The sequence below is a fragment of the Geodermatophilus sp. SYSU D00079 genome (assembly GCF_054050635.1).
On sequence record NZ_JBJGZS010000020.1, the window covers coordinates 13,331 to 30,743 of the forward strand.

The 17,413-nt window shown below is 73.9% G+C and carries 14 protein-coding genes; 5 read left to right on the forward strand and 9 right to left on the reverse strand.

Annotated elements, in window-relative coordinates; all coding sequences use genetic code 11:
• Window positions 1-483 carry a hypothetical protein gene (locus tag ACI79E_RS15805; RefSeq protein ID WP_456933517.1) on the reverse strand — a complete coding sequence of 161 codons (483 nt, stop codon included), beginning with the start codon at window positions 481-483 and terminating at the stop codon, window positions 1-3.
• Window positions 480-2,930, reverse strand: a complete 2,451-nt coding sequence (locus ACI79E_RS15810; RefSeq protein ID WP_456933518.1) for a molybdopterin oxidoreductase family protein — start codon at window positions 2,928-2,930, stop codon at window positions 480-482. The genes ACI79E_RS15805 and ACI79E_RS15810 overlap by 4 nt, the downstream gene beginning before the upstream one ends.
• A 151-nt stretch (window positions 2,931-3,081) precedes the next feature.
• Between ACI79E_RS15810 and ACI79E_RS15815 the strand changes: the two genes are divergently transcribed.
• Window positions 3,082-4,446, forward strand: coding sequence for a DUF2254 domain-containing protein (locus ACI79E_RS15815; RefSeq protein ID WP_456933519.1), 1,365 nt, complete (start codon window positions 3,082-3,084; stop codon window positions 4,444-4,446).
• A gap of 318 nt (window positions 4,447-4,764) precedes the next feature.
• Window positions 4,765-6,021 (forward strand): cation:proton antiporter domain-containing protein, encoded by a 1,257-nt coding sequence (locus ACI79E_RS15820; protein WP_456933520.1) that lies wholly within the window; start codon window positions 4,765-4,767, stop codon window positions 6,019-6,021.
• A 9-nt stretch (window positions 6,022-6,030) separates the two neighbouring features.
• Here the strand turns inward: ACI79E_RS15820 and ACI79E_RS15825 are convergent, their stop codons facing one another.
• Entirely contained in the window at window positions 6,031-6,897 is an 867-nt protein-coding gene (locus ACI79E_RS15825; protein ID WP_456933521.1) for a potassium channel family protein, read from the reverse strand.
• A 71-nt stretch (window positions 6,898-6,968) separates the two neighbouring features.
• Between ACI79E_RS15825 and ACI79E_RS15830 the strand changes: the two genes are divergently transcribed.
• Window positions 6,969-7,493 (forward strand): DUF421 domain-containing protein, encoded by a 525-nt coding sequence (locus ACI79E_RS15830; protein WP_456933522.1) that lies wholly within the window; start codon window positions 6,969-6,971, stop codon window positions 7,491-7,493.
• A 156-nt stretch (window positions 7,494-7,649) separates the two neighbouring features.
• Here the strand turns inward: ACI79E_RS15830 and ACI79E_RS15835 are convergent, their stop codons facing one another.
• From ACI79E_RS15835 to ACI79E_RS15850, 4 genes are read right to left on the reverse strand one after another with little or no spacing between them, the layout of a single operon-like run.
• Window positions 7,650-8,492, reverse strand: coding sequence for an ABC transporter ATP-binding protein (locus ACI79E_RS15835; RefSeq protein ID WP_456933523.1), 843 nt, complete (start codon window positions 8,490-8,492; stop codon window positions 7,650-7,652).
• Complete coding sequence (locus ACI79E_RS15840) at window positions 8,489-9,541, reverse strand: FecCD family ABC transporter permease (protein ID WP_456933524.1); 1,053 nt, start codon at window positions 9,539-9,541, stop codon at window positions 8,489-8,491. The genes ACI79E_RS15835 and ACI79E_RS15840 overlap by 4 nt, the downstream gene beginning before the upstream one ends.
• The gene (locus ACI79E_RS15845; protein WP_456933525.1) at window positions 9,538-10,581 is read right to left on the reverse strand and encodes a FecCD family ABC transporter permease; all 1,044 of its coding nucleotides are present in this window, start codon (window positions 10,579-10,581) and stop codon (window positions 9,538-9,540) included. Before ACI79E_RS15845 ends, ACI79E_RS15840 begins: the two co-directional genes overlap by 4 nt.
• Entirely contained in the window at window positions 10,578-11,606 is a 1,029-nt protein-coding gene (locus ACI79E_RS15850; RefSeq protein ID WP_456933526.1) for an iron-siderophore ABC transporter substrate-binding protein, read from the reverse strand. Before ACI79E_RS15850 ends, ACI79E_RS15845 begins: the two co-directional genes overlap by 4 nt.
• A 241-nt stretch (window positions 11,607-11,847) precedes the next feature.
• Between ACI79E_RS15850 and ACI79E_RS15855 the strand changes: the two genes are divergently transcribed.
• Window positions 11,848-13,437: an acyl-CoA synthetase gene (locus ACI79E_RS15855; protein ID WP_456933527.1), complete on the forward strand. Its 1,590-nt coding sequence runs from the start codon at window positions 11,848-11,850 to the stop codon at window positions 13,435-13,437.
• Window positions 13,438-13,443: 6 nt separating this feature from the next.
• On the opposite strand, the gene ACI79E_RS15860 is transcribed toward ACI79E_RS15855, so the two are convergent.
• Both ACI79E_RS15860 and ACI79E_RS15865 read right to left on the reverse strand, forming a co-directional pair.
• Window positions 13,444-14,199, reverse strand: a complete 756-nt coding sequence (locus ACI79E_RS15860) for an IclR family transcriptional regulator (RefSeq protein WP_456933528.1) — start codon at window positions 14,197-14,199, stop codon at window positions 13,444-13,446.
• Window positions 14,196-15,680: an APC family permease gene (locus tag ACI79E_RS15865; protein ID WP_456933529.1), complete on the reverse strand. Its 1,485-nt coding sequence runs from the start codon at window positions 15,678-15,680 to the stop codon at window positions 14,196-14,198. Before ACI79E_RS15865 ends, ACI79E_RS15860 begins: the two co-directional genes overlap by 4 nt.
• A 237-nt stretch (window positions 15,681-15,917) precedes the next feature.
• Here ACI79E_RS15865 and ACI79E_RS15870 point away from each other — a divergent pair, with 237 nt between their 5' ends.
• Window positions 15,918-17,402 (forward strand): APC family permease, encoded by a 1,485-nt coding sequence (locus ACI79E_RS15870; protein WP_456933530.1) that lies wholly within the window; start codon window positions 15,918-15,920, stop codon window positions 17,400-17,402.
• Window positions 17,403-17,413: the final 11 nt, after the last annotated feature.

Below are 17,413 nucleotides of genomic sequence, written 5' to 3' on the forward strand. Positions count from 1 at the left end.
TCAGCTCACCAGTGCCTGGGTCGCGGACTCCTTGAGCTTGGCGTTGGCCCAGCGCATCTGCCGCAGCGTGTCCGGATGACAGCGCTCCGCCAGCTGCAGCAGCTCGCGCTTCCGGGCGCCCTGGGCGGCCTGGGCGAGCAGCTCCCAGTCCAGTGACACCCCGGCCGCCTCGCGGTGTACGTGGCGGAGGTCGGCGAGCAGCAGCAGACCGGGCTCAGAACGACGACCGAGCAGGTCGGAGGTCGCCTGCTGGATCCTCTCGAGGATGCCCGGCTCCCCCTCGGGTGCGGGATCGAGGTCGACGCCGAACTCGGCACCGATCCGTGCGAGCTCGGTGACGTGCCGCTGAGACCAACGTGCGATGTCGCGGGCGACGTAGAAGACCTCGTGGTCGACCTTGTGCCGGTCAGAGACAGCGAGCAGGACCCGGTGCAGGTGGTTCTCCGAGCGGTGCAGCTCCTCGATGGCCAGGCCGAGCTTCACCGGGCACCTCCGCCTTCCGTGGCCAGCGCCTCGTCGCCGCCCGTCGTCGGCGGCACGGTGCCGCTGACGGGGCGCGACCCGGTCGTCGTCGGCGCCGGGGCCGGCCCGTCACCCTCCGCCAGCCGGCTCACCGCCGCGGCCGCGGTCTTGAAGACCGGCTGCTTGGAGCAGGCGTCCCAGTCGGTGAGGGTGAGCTCGTTGGCCGCCCGCCCGTGCCCGTCGTGGGGTTGGTGTCCGCCCGGTCGGTCCCAGTAGCCGTAGTGGAACGGCAGGAAGACCACACCCGGACGGATCCCGCTGATCCGGAGCCGGGCCTCCACCCGACCGCGCGGGGTCCGGATCTCCAGGAGGTCGCCCTCCCAGAGCCCGCGGTCGGCGGCGTCGGAGGCTGACATCTCCACCCACACCTCGGGGGCGGCGGCCTGCAACTGCGGCGCGCGGCCGGTCTTGGTGCGGGTGTGGAAGTGGTAGAGGGTCCGGCCGGTGATCAGCTGGAACGGGAACTGCTCGCTGATCAGCTCGTGCGGGGGCAGGTACTCGGCCGCCTTGAGGACCGCCTTGCCCGCCGGGTTGAGCGCCCGGTACTCGGTCTCCGACAGCGGCGCGCCGGTGACCAGGTCCCGGCCGTAGCTCTCGCAGTAGTCCGGTGCGGCCCAGAACCGCCCGTCGACGTAGATGTGCTCGGTGCCCTCGGGGTGCTCGTCGGTGCAGGGCCACTGGATGCCGCTGCCGCCGCGCAGCTTGTCGTAGGACAGGCCGGTGTAGTCGCACGGACGCCCGCGGCTGCACTCCTTCCAGCCCTCGAACGCACCCTCCGGGTCCGACCACTTCACCAGTGGGTCGCCGTCCTTGTCCTTCAGGCCGAGCCGGTGGGCGAAGTCGATGAGGATGTCCAGGTCCGGGCGGGCCTCGCCGGGCGGGTCGACGGCCTCCTCCGACAGGTGCACCGTGCGGTCGACGTTGGTGAACGTGCCGGTCTTCTCCCCCCACGTCGCGGCCGGGAGGACGACGTCGGCCAGCTGTGCCGTCTCGGACAGGAAGATGTCCTGGACGACGAGGAAGAGCCGGTCCTGGCTCAGCAGCTCGCGCACCCGGCGCAGCTCCGGCAGGGAGACCGCGGGATTGGTGGCGGTGACGTAGAAGAAGCGGATCGAGCCCTCTTCGATGTAGCGCAGCTGTTGCATGATGTGCGTCGGCGGTGAGTAGTGCGGGATGTCCATCGGGTCGACGTTCCAGACCCGGGCCAGGTCCTGGATGTGCTGGTCGTTGGACCAGTTGCGGAAGGCCGGCAGGTCGCCGTCCGCGCCGGCCTCGCGGGTGTTCTGCGCGGTGGGCTGACCGTTCATCTGCAGGATCCCGCAGCCGGGCCGGCCGAGCATGCCGCGCAGGATGTGCACGTTGTTGACCTGCACGGCGGCCGCGGTGGCCTGGTGGGACTGGTAGAAGCCCTGCAGCACGGTGGACACCAGGCGGTCGGCGGTGCCGATGAGCCGCGCGGCCTCGCGGATCTGCTCCACGGGGACGTCGCAGACCTCCGCGGCGACCTCGGGCGGGTAGTCACCGACGCGCTTGGCCAGCTCCTCGAAGCCCACCGCGTGCGCCTCGACGTAGCCGGAGTCGACCCAGCCGTTGGCCACGATCTCGTGCAGCAGCGCGTTCATCAGCATCACATTCGTGCCCGGTCGCGGCGCCAGGTGCACCGTGGCCGCCCGGGCGACCGGCGTCTCCCGCGGATCGACGCAGACGATCGTCGGTGGGTTCGGGCCGGCCAGCCGGTCGAGCACCCGGGTCCACAGCACCGTCTGCGTCTCGGCCATGTTGTGCCCGTACAGGCAGATGACGTCGGCCGAGTCGATGTCGGTGTAGGACCCCGGCTGCCCGTCCGAGGCGAACGACTCCTTGAGTGCTGCAGCGGCGGTGGCGGTGCACAGCCGGGTGTTGCCGTCGACGTGGTTGGTCCCGATCCCCCCGTGCGCGATGAGCCCGAGGGTGTAGTACTCCTCCAGGAACAGCTGCCCGGTGGTGTAGAACGCGATCGAGCTGGGCCCCTGCTCGTCGAGCAGCTCCCGGCACCGGCCGGCGACGGCGTCCATCGCGGTGTCCCAGTCGCACTCCACGAGCTCGCCGTCCCGCCGGATCAACGGCCGGGTCAGTCGGTCCGGTGAGTTGTTGGCCTGCCACCCGAACAGGTCCTTCGGCCCCAGCCGACCGTGGTTCACGCGGTCCACCGCCCGGCCGCGGACGCCGACGATCCGCCCGTCCTTGACCGCCATGTCGTAGGCGTCCCCGTTGGAGTGCAGGATCGACGCAGTCTGGACCCAGCGGTCCACGTCGTCCTCGGTCAACCCGTCGGCCAGGTAGGAGTCCACCCGCGTCGGCCAGGTCTCCCCCGGTCCGTACGGCGTCCGCGTCCCCCACGGCTCGGCGATCCGGTCGATCCTGGGCACGGCGGTCCTCCTGCCGGACGGGGTGGGTGCCCGCCGAGTCTCGCCGCCGGTCCGGCCTCCCGCAGCCCGGAGTTCGGCGTGCTCGGGCGCGGATCGCCCCGCTGCGGGACGCTCCCAGCGTGCTGACCGAAGCCCCGGACGGGTCCTCCCGGTGAACTCCAGGAGGCCCAGGCGACGCAGTGCGGTCCGTGCCATCGCCGCGCGGCTGCGCGGGGCTCTCTGGCCCATCCCGGTCGTCACCGTCGTCGTCGCGGTCGGCGTCGGCATCGGGCTGCCGGCGGTGGACGGACTGCTCGAGAGCCGCGACGCAGGGCATCCCCTGACCTTCGTCTTCGGCGGCGGGCCGTCGGCGGCACGCGACCTGCTCGCCGCGATCGCCGGATCGCTCATCTCCGTGACAGGGCTGATCTTCTCGCTGACCGTCGTGGCCTTCCAGCTGGGCAGCAGCCAGTACTCGCCCCGGCTGCTGCAGACCTTCGCCACCGACCGGGTCGTCCAGCTGACCCTGGCGCAGTTGACGGCCACGTTCGTGTACGCGCTCACCGTGCTGCGGACCGTGCGCACCGAGAGCGCCACCGAGGGGGAGACCGCGTTCGTCCCACGCCTCTCGATCACCGTGGCCTACGTGCTGACGCTCGGCAGCGTCCTGGCCGTGGTGCTCTTCCTCGGGCACCTGGCCCGCGCCCTCCGGGTCGAGACGATGCTCCGCGACGTCCACGAGGAGGCCGGGGCCACCCACGATCGGGAGCTGCCCCATGACCTCGAACTCCCAGCGACGCCCGTCCGGCTGCCTCCCGGACCCGGGATCCCGGTCGCCTCCCCGTCCAGCGGCTTCATCGTCGACGTGGACGAGGAACGCCTGGTGTCCGCTGCGGCGGGCTCCGACGTCGTTGTCCTCCTGGCCGCCCGGATCGGTGACTCCGTGGTGGCCGGCACACCTCTCGCGCACGTCTGGGCCGGGGACGGCGTCCACCATCCCGACACAGCGGCGTTGAGGGAGGCCCTCGGCCGCTCGGTACGACTGGACTTCGAGCGCTCCCCCGTTCGCGACATCGCCTACAGCCTGCGCAAGGTCGTCGACATCGCCGTCCGTGCGCTGTCGCCCGGCATCAACGACCCCACGACGGCCGTGCATGCCCTGTCCCATGCCTCGGCGCTGCTCGGTGACCTCGTCTCCCGGCCGGTCGGACCCGACTGCCGTGTCGACGACGACGGGGTCGTGCGCCTGGTCGTGCCGCAGTGGACCCCCGATGACCTGGTCGAACTCGTCCTGGAGGAACCCCTCCACTACGCCTCGGGTCAGCCGGTCGTCCTGCGCCGCATCGCGGCCCTGCTGCGGGAGGTGGCGTGGCGCGCGCCCCGTGGCGTCCTGGACCACACGCTGCGCGACCGGCTCCGTTCCGCCGTGGACCTCGCCGCGGAGTCCACCCGGATCACCACGTCGGAACGCCGCACCTGGGAAGCGGCGCTCGACTCCGCCCTCGCCGGGGTGTGGCCCGCTGAACGACCGGGCTGACTCGGACCGGCTGGCCGGCCGCGGTGACCGGTGTGGTCGTGCTCGCAGCAGCCAGCTCCTCTGCGCCGGCGGCACCTACGACCGTCTCGGTCGGTCCCGCACCGCATGAGGCCGCCCTCGCCACCGGCCAGCCGCTGACCGTCGACACAGGGCTCGCCCGGATCCTCGAGGTGGTCCTGGCCGTCCACCCGGTCGCTGTGTCCGCCACCCTCCCGGGGCCCTGGGCGCCTACTTCCTCGAGGACCGGCACCCGACCGGCCCTCCACGCGGTTCCGCTGCCGCCGCTTCGACCCGTCCAGCAGCGGGCACGGGGGGCCCGTGAAGACGGACCTCGTCCTGCTCGCCGGTGGACTCATCGCGCTCGGCGTCGCCGCCCTGTCCGAGCGCCTGCGGCGGCTGCCCGTCTCCGAGCCGCTGCTCGGCCTGCTCGCGGGCATCGTCCTGGGCCCGTCCGTCGCCGGTGTCCTCGACGTGCGGCCCCTGACCGAGGACCACACCTGGCTGCACACCGCCACCCGGCTCCTGCTGGCGATCTCCGTGATGGCGGTGGCCCTGCGGTATCCACTGGGCGCGGTGCGGTCGCGGCTTCGTCCCGTGCTGATCCTCCTGGCCGTCGCCATGCCGCTCATGGCCCTCATCACCGCCGGCCTGTCGGCATGGGTGCTCGGCGTGGGACTCGGCGCCGCGGCGCTGCTCGGCGCGGCACTGTGCCCGACCGACCCGGTCCTCGCGTCCAGCGTCGTCACCGGAGGCCCGGCGGAGGAGGACCTGCCCGCCCGGGACCGGCAGGTCCTCTCGCTGGAGTCCGGCGCCAACGACGGCCTGGCACTGCCCCTGGTGCTCGTCGCCATCGCCATCGCCGGCCCCCTGACCGGAGCCGAGGCCGCGCTGGAGTCCCTCTGGCAGGTGGCCGGGGCCGTCGTCGTCGGGGTGGTCACCGGGTGGCTCGGCGGGCGAGCGCTCAGGGCCGGCGAGGAACACGGCTCCACCGACCCCGGGCCCCTCGCCCTGTTCACCGCGGTCCTGGCTCTCACGGTGCTCGGGCTGTCCGGGCTGATCCACGTCGACGGCGTGCTGGCGGTGTTCGTCTGCGGGCTGACCTTCAACGGCGTGAGCACCGGCTCCGAACGGACGTCGGAGGTGCCGATCGACGAGGCCGTCAACCGTTTCCTCGTCCTGCCGCTGTTCATCGGCGTCGGTGCCGCGTTGCCGTGGGCGGCCTGGGCCGACCTCGGCTGGCGTGGACTGCTCCTGGCCGCGGCCGTGCTCCTGCTCCGCCGGCTGCCCGTCCTCGTCGCGCTGCGCCGCCCGCTGCGGCTGGGCCGGCCGGACGCGCTCCACCTGGGCTGGTTCGGGCCGATCGGCGTCTCGGCGCTGTTCTACCTCGCGCTGGAGGCCGAGCGGCTCGGCGCCGACCCCACCGTGCTCGCCGCCGGCAGCCTCGTGGTGGTGGCCAGCGTCGTCGTCCACGGGGTGACCGCCGCGCCGGGCCGGGCCGCCTACCGGGCCGCCACCCGGCACGAGAGCCGCCCCGCCACGTCGGCCGCCCCCGGACGGTCCGACCGGCGGGGATGAGCCCCGACCTCACCGGGCGCGGGCGAGCTCCTGCCCGTGGTCCTCCGCGTACGCCGCGGCGATCGCCCTGGCCGGGCCACCGACGTGGAGGAAGTGCTCGTCCACCACGTGCAGGTAGTCCCCCACCGCGGTGTCCAGCAGCTCCCCGGCGTAGCGCGCGTCCGCACCCGGCGTGCGCCGGGCGTGCTCGCTCAGGTGCAGCGCCACCCCCAGCATCGCCGGCAGGGAGGCCTCGGGTTCGCCGTCCCGGAAGTAGTAGGTCTCGGCGTACTGGGTCAGGTCGACCCGCAGCTGCGCGAGCCCGACCGCCAGGTCCTCCAGGAGGGGCGCGGCCAGCGCCGACTGGGGGTCGGCCACCAGCCCGAGGGTGTCGACCCGGCGCAGCAGCGACAGCCGCACCGCCAGCGCACGGCGCCGGGTCAGCGCCGGGTACACCTGCAGCACCCACGAGACCGCAGCGGTGATCAGCCCGAAACCGACGAGCGCCTGCACCGGCACCGCGATCCGCAGCCAGTCCGCCGCCGGGACGATGTCACCGAAGCCGAGCGTGGCCAGGGTGACCGTGGACAGGTAGACGGCGTCCAGGAACCCGGCCCGGGTGGCGGGGTCCAGGCTGCTGCCGAAGACGAAGCCGCCCGGCAGATGCGGCCAGTACACCAGCGCCCACCCGAGCAGGATCAGCAGCACCCAGGCCAGCACGACCACGACCATCGCCAGCGGCCCGACCAACGCCCCCAGCGCCCGGCGCCGACGCCCGACGCGCCACACCGCCGCCATGAGCCGCCGGCTGAGCCCACCGCGGCCGGTGGGGTGCCAGATCGTGTGGAAGATGTCGCGCAGCGCCATGAACACCAGCGCTGCGCCGACCGCGGTCACGACCCATCCCAGAACACCCGTCACCCGCCGAGCCTGCCAGGAGCCGGGAGCGGCGCGGGTAGAGGGCCAGCATGTGGTTCGACTCCTGGTCTGACATCGTCCGGATCCTCGCCGTCGGTGCGGCGGCCTACCTCGCGCTCGTGGTCCTGCTCCGGGTGTCCGGCAAGCGGACGCTGGCCAAGCTGAACGCCTTCGACTGGGTGGTCAGCGTGGCCTTCGGCTCCACCCTGGCGACCATCCTGCTCAGCAGCGACGTCTCCTGGAGCGAGGGAGCCGTCGCCCTGGTCCTGCTCGCCGCCCTCCAGTTCGTCGTCGCGCGGACGACGACCTGGCTGCCGGGCGGCCGCAGCATGGTCACCGCCCGTCCGACCCTCCTGCTGGAGGACGGCCGCCCCGTCCCCGAAGCGCTCGACCGGCAGCGGATCACCATGAGCGAGCTGCGCCAGGCCATCCGTGCCACCGGCTCCGGCGACCTGTCCTCGGTGGCCGCCGTCGTCCTGGAGACCGACGGTTCCCTGAGCGTCATCTCCACCCAGCAGGCCGGGAACCGGTCGGCCCTCGAAGGTGTCACCGGAGCGACCGAGCGCAGGAGATGACCCAACGTGGGCGGCGCCGCCCCGGCAGGGGACACCCAACCGCCGCCCAGCCGGCGACGTCAGCGGTTCCCGACCGGGGTCGCCCGGAGCAAGACGGTTCATCTTCTCCTCGGCCGGGGGCCGCGGTGCGTCGGAACGGACCCGGAGGGCCCGCGGTCAGCCCAGGTGCGCGACCCCGGCGCCGTGCACCTCGGCGGACGGCGTCATGTGGTGCCGGCCCATCGGGAGCATCAGCGGCCGCCCCGAGGTGGGGTCGACGACGACCCGGCTGTCGAGCCCGAACACCGCACGGACGTTGTCCTCGGTGAGCACCGCCGCCGGGTCGCCCGCCGCGTGCAGCCGTCCCTCGGCCAGCGCCACGAGGTGGTCGGCGTAGCGGGCGGCCAGGTTGAGGTCGTGCAGGACCATGACGATCGTCGTCCCGCGGGTGTGGTTGAGGTCGGTCAGCAGGTCGAGGACCTCCACCTGGTGGGCGACGTCCAGGAAGGTGGTCGGTTCGTCCAGCAGCAGCAGGTCGGTCTGCTGGGCCAGCGCCATCGCGATCCACACCCGCTGGCGCTGGCCGCCGGAGAGCTCGTCGACCGGGCGGTCGGCCAGCTCGGTCGTCCGGGTCGCCTCCAGGGCTGCGGCCACCGCGACGTCGTCGTCCCGGCTCCAGCGGGAGAAGACCCGCTGGTGCGGGTGCCGGCCGCGGCCGACCAGGTCGGCGACGGTGATGCCCTCCGGGGCGATCGGCGACTGCGGCAGCAGGCCGAGGGTGCGGGCCAGCTCCTTGGCCGGCAGGCGGTGCACCGCCTTGCCGTCGAGCAGCACCCGGCCGCCGCGGGGGCTGAGCAGCCGCGACATCGACCGCAGCAGCGTCGACTTGCCGCAGGCGTTGGCGCCGACGATCGCGGTGATCCGGCCCGCCGGCACCGCGAGGTCCAGACCGTCGATGACCGTGCGCTCGCCGTAGCCGAGGACGAGGTCCTCGGCCGCCAGCGAGTGGTCCGTCGTCACAGCGAGCCTCCTACGCGGTTGGTGCGCACGATCAGGTAGATGAGGTAGGGCGCGCCGAGCACGCCGGTGACGACGCCGACCGGGAAGCGGGTGCCCAGGGCGAACTGGCCCACGAGGTCGGCGACGAGCACGAGCACGGCCCCCACCAGCGCGGCCGGGACCAGGAGCGACCCGTTGGGCCCGACGATCCGGGCGGCGATCGGCCCGGCGAGGAACGACACGAAGGCGATCGGGCCGCACGCGGCGGTGGCGAAGGCGATCAGCCCGACCGCCGCGACGATCGCGACCACGCGGGTGCGCTCGACCCGGACCCCCACGGCCGAGGCGGTGTCGTCACCGAGCTGCAGGGCGGAGAGCTCGCGCGTCTGCGTGAGCAGCACCGGCCCGAGCACCACCAGGGCGACGAGGGCCGGCACCGTCGCCTCCCAGGTGCTGCCGTTGAGACTGCCGGTCAGCCAGCGCAGCGCCTCGGCGAAGTCCCACGCCCCGGCCTGGTCCAGGACGTAGGCGATGGAGCTCCTGGCCATGGCGGCCACACCGATGCCGATGAGGATCAGCCGGGTCCCGGCGACGCCGTCCTTGAACGCCAGCACGTAGACGAGCACCGCCACGACGAGCGCGGCGACGATCGCGGTGACGGAGACGGCGGTCCCGCTCCAGCCGAGGAACACGATCGCGAAGGCCGCCGCGGCGCTCGCCCCGGCGCTGATGCCGATCACGTCCGGGCTGGCCAGGGGGTTGCGCAGCATCGTCTGGAAGGTGACGCCGGCCAGCCCGAAGCTCAGCCCCGCGACGACCGCCAGCACCGCCCGGGGCAGCCGCAGCCGGCCGACGGTGAAGGTGGCGCCCTGCACGTCCTGGCCCAGGACGACCCGGATCACGTCGCCGGGCGGGTAGAACGTCTGCCCGACCATCAGCGTGACGGCGAAGGCGACGACGACGAGGACGGCGAGCGCGAGCACGACCAGCCGCCACCGGGCGGCCCGGCGAACCCGCCCGCGGGCGACGGCGTCGACGACCGCCGGCGGTGGGACGAGGCCCGCGGTCACAGCTCACGCACCTTCTGCCGGCGGACGATGGCGATGAAGAACGGGGCGCCGACGAGGGCGGTGACGATGCCGACGTCGATCTCGGCCGGCCGGGCCACGATGCGGCCGAGCACGTCGGCGGCGGTGAGCAGGCCGGCCCCGGTCAGCGCCGAGAACGGCAGGAGCCAGCGGTGGTCGACCCCCACCAGCAGCCGGCACAGGTGCGGGACGACCAGCCCGACGAACCCGATGGGCCCGGCGACGGCGGTGGCCGCGCCGCACAGCAGGACCGAACCGCCGGCCGCGACACCGCGCGCGACGGCGACGCGCTCGCCCAGCCCGGCGGCGAGCTCGTCGCCCAGGGCGAGGGAGTTGAGGCTGCGCGCCGACAGCAGGCTGACCGCGAACCCCGCGACCAGGAACGGCAGCACGGTGGTGATGCTGCTGTACGTGGCGCCGCCGACGCCGCCGATCTCCCAGGACTGGACGCTCTCGGCGATGTCGCCGCGCGGCAGCGCGATGGCGGTGACGAAGGAGACCAGCGCGGCCGAGGTGGCCGCGCCGGCCAGCGCCAGCTTGAGCGGGGTCGGGCCGCCGCGGCCGAGGGACCCCACGGCGTAGACGAACACCGCGGCGAGGGCGGCGCCGGCGATCGCCGTCCAGATGATGCTGGTGGCCGAGAACAGCCCGAACCAGGCCAGCCCCGCGACCACGGCGAGCGAGGCGCCCATGTTGATGCCCAGGACGCCCGGGTCGGCCAGCGGGTTGCGGGTGACGCCCTGCATGACCGCGCCGGAGAGCCCGAGCGCCGCGCCGACCACCACCGCCAGCAGGGTGCGGGGGACGCGCTTGGTGACGGCCGCCTGGCCGATGGTGTCCGAGGATCCGCCGACAGCGGCCACGACGTCGGACCAGTCGACCGCGCGGGAGCCGATCGTGACCGAGGCGGCCATCAGCAGGACGAGGACCGCGACGACCACCAGCAGCCACAGCAGCCGGACCGACCCCGGACGCCGCGCGACGGCGGCGTCCGGGGTCGGGGCAGGGCGGAGCGTCGTCACGGGGCCTTGTCGGCTGCCTCGGCGAGCATCGCGACGTAGTCCTCGAGCACCCACGAGATGGCCAGGGGGGTCGGGTTCGCCGCGGTGCCCAGGGGGGTGTCGGGCAGCAGGACGAGCGCCCCGTTCCGGACGGCGGGGATCTGCGAGAGCAGCGGGTCGGCGTTCAGGGCGTCGACCAGGGCCTGGTCGCCGTAGGTGACGATGATGTCGACATCGTCGAAGGCGTCGACCTGCTCGGCGCTGACCGTGCCGGAGAACTGCTCGCTGTCGGTGGACGCGGCGGTGACGCTCGACGGCGTCGACAGGCCGAGGTCCTCAAAGAAGGCGCTGCGCGTGTCGTACGGCGTGTAGAAGCTGACCTCGCTGAGGTCGGTCGTGTCGACGTGCGTCATGAACATGGCGGCCTTGTCCGCGAGCTGCGGGTGCTGGCCCACCGTGTCGGCGATCTCCTGCTCGATGTCGGCGACCAGCTGCTCGCCCTCCTCGGCCATGCCCATGCCGGCGGCGTTGACCTCGATGACCTCCCGCCACGGCGTCGCCCACGGGGCCTCGGGGAAGGCCACGACCGGCGCGATCTCGCTCAGCGTGTCGTAGTCCTCCTGGGTCAGCCCGGAGTAGGCGGCGAGGATGACGTCGGGGTCGGTGTCGGCGACGGCCTCGAAGTCGATGCCGTCGGTCTCGTCGAACAGCACCGGCGTCTCGGCGTCCAGCTCCTCCAGCCGCTCGGAGACCCAGGGCAGCAGGCCGTCGCCGTCGTCGTCCCCGAAGTTGGCCGCGGCCATGCCGACCGGGACGACGCCGAGGGCCAGCGGCACCTCGTGGTTGGCCCAGTTGACCGTCGCGACGCGCTCGGGCTCGGACTCGATCGTCGTCGTCCCGAACGCGTGCTCGATCGTCACCGGCGCGGAGTCGGCGGCGCTCTCGGGCTCCTCCCCCGAGGAGGCCGACGACGACGAGCAGGCGGCCAGCCCGCCGGCCAGCAGGGCGGCTGTCGACAGGGCGAGGAGGCGTGGTGCGGAACGCATGGTGTCCTTCCGGGTCTGAGCAGCGCCGGACGGACCGCGCCGCCGTGCTCCTGCTGTCGGCGGCGGTGCACGGGACACCGACCGAGATGAGGGTTGCCTTACCGAACTTAGGGTGTCCTTGCCCGACACATGATCACGGTGCGGTAACGATCGGACGGGGCCGGCGTCGCCGGACGGCGTGACCCGCGGGGCCGCACGCGACAGACTGCCCACGCGACCGCCGCCACCGGGAGGACCAGCCATGACCAGCACCGATGTCGTCCGTGCCCGGCAGCACTCGGTGGGTGACCTGCTGCACCGGACCGCGCAGCGGTACCCCGACAAGCTCGCGGTGGTCGCCGGGGACCTGCGGGTGTCCTACGCGGAGTTCGACGCCGCGGTCAACCGCACCGCGCACGCACTGGCCGACCGCGGCCTCACCAAAGGCGACCGGCTGGCGCTGCTGAGCCACAACTGCTGGCAGTACGCGGTGCTCGCCTTCGCCACCGCCAAGCTCGGCGTGGTCCTGGTGCCGGTGAACTTCATGCTCGGCCCCGAGGAGATCGCCTACATCCTGCGCCACTGCGACGCCAGTGGGCTGGTCACCGAGGACGCCCTGGCCGCCACCGCGGACAAGGCGCTGGCCACCGCCGGCACCACCGGCGGCGTCCGCGGCTGGATCGGCCTGTCCGGTACCGCGCCCGCGGCCGGCTGGGAGGACGTCGACACCTGGTGGCGCAGCGGCGAGGTCAGCCCACCGGCGGTGGCCGTCGCCGACGACGACCCGCTGCGGCTGATGTACACCTCCGGCACCGAGTCCCGCCCCAAGGGCGTGCTGCTCTCGTCACGCTCACTGATCAGCCAGTACGTCTCCTGCGCCATCGACGGCGGGATGAGCACCGAGGACGTCGAGGTGCACGCGCTGCCGATGTACCACTGCGCCCAGCTGGACTGCTTCTTCTCCGTCGACGTCTACCTCGGCGCCACCAGCATCATCCTGCCCGGCCCCGACCCCGCCGCCCTGCTGGCCACCATCGCCGCCGAACGGGTCACCAAGCTGTTCTGCCCGCCCACGGTGTGGATCTCCCTGCTGCGGCACCCCGACTTCGCCACCACCGACCTGTCCAGCCTGCGCAAGGGCTACTACGGCGCCTCCCCCATGCCGGTGGAGGTGCTGCGCGAACTGCAACACCGGCTGCCCGACGTGGCGCTGTGGAACTTCTACGGCCAGACCGAGATGAGCCCGCTGGCCACCATCCTGCGCCCCTCCGAGCAGCTGGAGCGGGCCGGCTCGGCCGGCCGCGCCGCGCTCAACGTCGAGACCCGCCTGGTCGACGACTCCGGCACCCCGGTGCCCCCGGGCACCGTCGGGGAGATCGTGCACCGCAGCCCGCACGCCACCCTGGGCTACCACGACGACCCCGACAAGACCGCCGAGGCCTTCGCCGGCGGCTGGTTCCACTCCGGCGACCTCGGCGTGATGAGCACCGACGGCTACCTGACCGTCGTCGACCGCAAGAAGGACATGATCAAGACCGGCGGGGAGAACGTGGCCAGCCGCGAGATCGAGGAGGCCCTCTACGCCCTCGACGGCGTGGCCGAGGTCGCCGTCTTCGGCATCCCCCACCCCTACTGGGTCGAGGCCGTCACCGCCGTCGTCGTCCCCAAACCCGGCGCCACCCTCACCCCCGACGACATCCACACCCACACCCGCGACCGGCTGGCCGGCTACAAACGCCCCAAGTACGTCGTCCTCGCCGACACCCTGCCCAAGAACCCCAGCGGCAAGATCCTCAAGCGCGAACTCCGCCAGCAGCACGCCGGCCTCGCCCAGCAGGACGCGTCGGCCTGACCGGCCCTAGCCGAGGAGGGGGCCCAGGCGCCGGGCGTACTCGACCGCGATCACGGCCCGGTCGGCGGCGACGGTCACGTCCTCGCCGGCGCCGGTCACCGCGAGCGCCCCGACGAGCACCCCGGACGGCGTGCGCACCGGCACCGCGGCGCAGGAGACGCCCTCGTGCAGCTGACCGGCCTGCACCGCGGTCCCGCCGTCGGCGATGGCGCGCAGCTCGGCGTCCAGGTCGGCCGGGCGGGTCACCGTCCGGCCGGTGAGCTGCACCAGCCGGCGCGGGGGGACGACGTCGCGCCAGTCAGGCTGCTCGGCCAGCAGCAGCTTGCCCACGGCGCTGGCGTGCAGGTGCCGCTCCACCTCGGCCGTGGACCGCAGCGGGTGGTCCGGGTCCACGTCGGCGCAGCGCAGCACCGGCCCCGAGTACAGCACCAGGTGGACGCCGAAGCGCACCTGCTGCCGCAGCTCACCCACCACCTCCCGTGCCGCAGTGCAGACCGGCCCCGGCCCCGGCCCGCCGGCGAGCCCGGCGACCTTGCGGCCGAGCGCGAACCCGTGCAGGTCGGGCAGGCGGACCAGGTACTCCTCCCCCACCAACAGGTTCAGCAGCCGGTACGTGGTGGCCGGGGGGAGGCCGACGTCCTCGGCGACCTCCTTGGCGGTGACCCCGGCGCCGGCCCGGGCCACCGCCTCCAGGATGGCCAGCGCGCTCTGCACCGCCTTGGGCTGGCGGCCGGTGAGTCCGCGGTCGACCGCCGGGGTCACCGCCGCGGCTCCACCGGCACGCTGCCCGGCAGCACGCTGCTGGCGGTGGCCTGGTCGTAGACGCCCACCGCCGCCAGCCGGCCCGGGTCGCGGCGACGCAGCCAGGCGGTCCAGGCCAGGCCCGGTGCCATGGCGGCCAGGAAGACCACGACCACCGTGCGCCCGCCGGACCAGACGCCGGCCATCCCGGCCACCAGGACCAGGAAGCCGGCCACGCCGGCGACGAGCCCGCCGACCGCCGGCAGCAGGGTGAGCTCGCCGATCCGCCGCAGGAAGGCCGGCATCGCCAGGCACGCCAGCACGTAGGCGACGACGTAGCCGAAGACGGAGACGGTGAGCGAGGCGGTCAGCACCGCCCGCGGCCCGCCGCCGAGGGCGAGCGCGACGACGGGCACCCCCACCACCGCCGGCAGGACGACGCCGAGCGCGACGTGGGGCGTGTCGAACCGCGGATGGGTGCGACCCAGCGCCCGCGGCAGGACACCCTCGCGGCCCGTCGAGAACAGCACCCGGCCCAGCGCGTTGGTCGAGCCGGTGACGCAGGCGAAGAACGACGCGGCGATGCCGAGGTCGAGCACCCGGCGCAGCAGCCCGAGCCCCTCGCGGTCGGCCAGCTCGGCCACCGGGACGGGGCTGGTCAGCACGTCGAGGGGCGCCGCGCGCAGCAGCACCACCTGCGCGGCGGCGGCGGCGACGAACAGCACGCCGGCCACCGCCGGCGTCCACAGCACCGCCCGGGGGACGGCGACCAGCGGCCGGCGGGCCTCGACGCCGAGGGTGGCCGCGCTCTCGAACCCCATGAAGGCGGTCACCCCGAGGACCACGCCCACCGCGACCCCGCCCCACTCCACGCCGGCGTCGACCACCGGTGCGGCGCTGCCCGGCCCGCCCCGCGGGGCGAGCAGCAGCACCCCGAGGACGGCGAGCACCACCGCGGTGGACAGCAGCTCCAGGGCGAGGGCCACCCGGGCGGAGAGCTGGATGCCCCGGACGGTGAACAGGGTGGCGAGCAGGCCGAGCAGCACGGCGAGCCCGGCCACGACCAGGGGGGTGGGCCGCAGCCCGGCCACGCCGGCGAGGTAGAGCGACGCGCCGACCAGGGCCGACATGGCCACCGCGGCGTAGCCGACCAGCAGCGCCCAGCCGCCGGCCAGGGCGGCGACCGGGCCGAGGCCCTTGGCGGTGTAGCTGTAGGTGCCGCCGACCGCGGCCATGCGGCGGCCGAACTGGGTGAGGCACCAGCCGACCAGCAGCACCAGCGCCGTCGCCGCGACGAAGGCCGGCAGCGTGGCCGCCCCCGACTGCACCAGCACGATCGAGGGCACCACCACCATCGCCGCCGAGGGCGCCAGCGCGGACACCGACTGCGCCAGGACCTCGGGGAAGGTCAGACCGCGACGGCGCAGCCCCGCGACCGGGGAGCGGGCGGGCAGGCGCGCGAGCACCCGGCGGCGTGCGCCCGACCCGCTCCGCTGCCCCATGAGCACCCGTCTCCCGTCCTCGCTGGGCGGGCAGCGTAGTTGGGGCGGCTCCGGCGCCGTGGGCGTTGCGCGCCCGTGCGGGTCGAATGAGAAAAGTGTGATCGGGATCTCGTTCGGGGTTACACGGATGTTTCTGCGAAGTTACGGCCGTGTGACCGGGCAGGCCACGCGGGCGGACAGGGTGGCCGCGTCGCTCCCACTCCGGCAGCGCCGCGCTGCCGCCCCCCGGAGGTCCGCATGGCCACCGTCTCCGACCCGCCCCCCAGCACGACCAGCACCGCGCGCCCGGACCCGGGCACCACCCACCGGCTGCGGGGTGCCCTGGGTCCGGCCTCGATCGTGCTCATGGTGGTGGCCGCCGCGGCGCCGCTGACCGTGGTCGCGGGCTCCTTCCCCATCGGCATCGCGGCCGGGAACGGGGCGGGCTACCCGGCGATGTACGTCGTCGCCGGCGTCGTCCTCGCGTTCTTCGCCGTCGGCTTCACCGCGATGACCCGGCACGTGCCGAACGCCGGCGCCTTCTACTCCTACATCGGCACCGGCCTCGGCCGCGGCGCCGGCCTGGGCAGCGCGCTGGTCGCCCTGATCAGCTACCTCACCGTCCAGGGGGCGGTGTACGGCTACGTCGGCTTCCTGCTCGACGACCTGGTCACCGGCTACGGCGGGCCCGACCTGCCGTGGTGGCTGTGGACCGCCGCCGTCCTCGCCGTCACCGGGCTGCTCGGCTACCGGCACATCGAGCTGTCCAGCAAGGTGCTCGGCGTCCTGCTGGTCGCCGAGGTCGGCATCGTGCTGGTCCTGGACGTCGCCGTCATCGGCCGCGGCGGTGGCGACGAGGGCCTGTCGTCGGCGCTGGTGACCCCCGGCGACGTGCTCTCCGGCGCCCCCGGCATCGGCCTGATGTTCGCCATCGCCGGGTTCATCGGGTTCGAGGCGACCGCGATCTTCCGCGACGAGGCCCGCGACCCCGACCGCACCATCCCGATCGCGACCTACGCGGCACTGGCGATCATCACGGTCTTCTACACCGTCTCCGCCTGGTGCATCGTGAGCGCGTGGGGCGACAGCCGCATCGTCGCGGAGTCCGCCGCGGACCCGGGCGGCATCGTGGTGGCCACCGCGCAGCAGTACGTCGGCACGATCGCCGCCGACGTCATGCAGGTGCTCTTCGTGACCAGCCTGTTCGCCGCCATCCTCGCGTTCCACAACGTGACGTCCCGCTACTTCTTCTCCCTCGGCAACACCGGCGTGCTCCCGGCCGCCTGCGGCCGCAGCCACGCCCGGCACGCCTCGCCGCACGTCGCCTCACTGGTCACCTCGGCCGTCGGCGCCCTGCTCATGGCCGTCTGCGTGGTCGCGGGCCTGGACCCGGTGCTGGAGATCTTCACCTGGCTGGCCGGCATCGCCAGCGTCGGCATCGTCGTGCTGATGCTGCTGGCCTGCCTGGCGGTGCTGGTCTTCTTCCGCCGCACCCGCGTGGACCGGCGACCCTGGCACACCCTCGTCGCGCCGTCCCTCGGCCTGCTCGGGCTCGCCGCGATCCTCGTGCTCCTCGTCGAGAACCTGCCCCTGCTCATGGGCGGCTCGACGGTCCTCGGCGTCGGCGCCGGCGTCCTGCTCGCCCTCGCCCTCGCCGCCGGATGGGCGCTGGCCGCGGCCCGATCGCAGGCCGCCCGCGCCCTCACCACCACCGCCCCCGCCGACGACGCCCCCCAGATCTGACCGTCCGCACC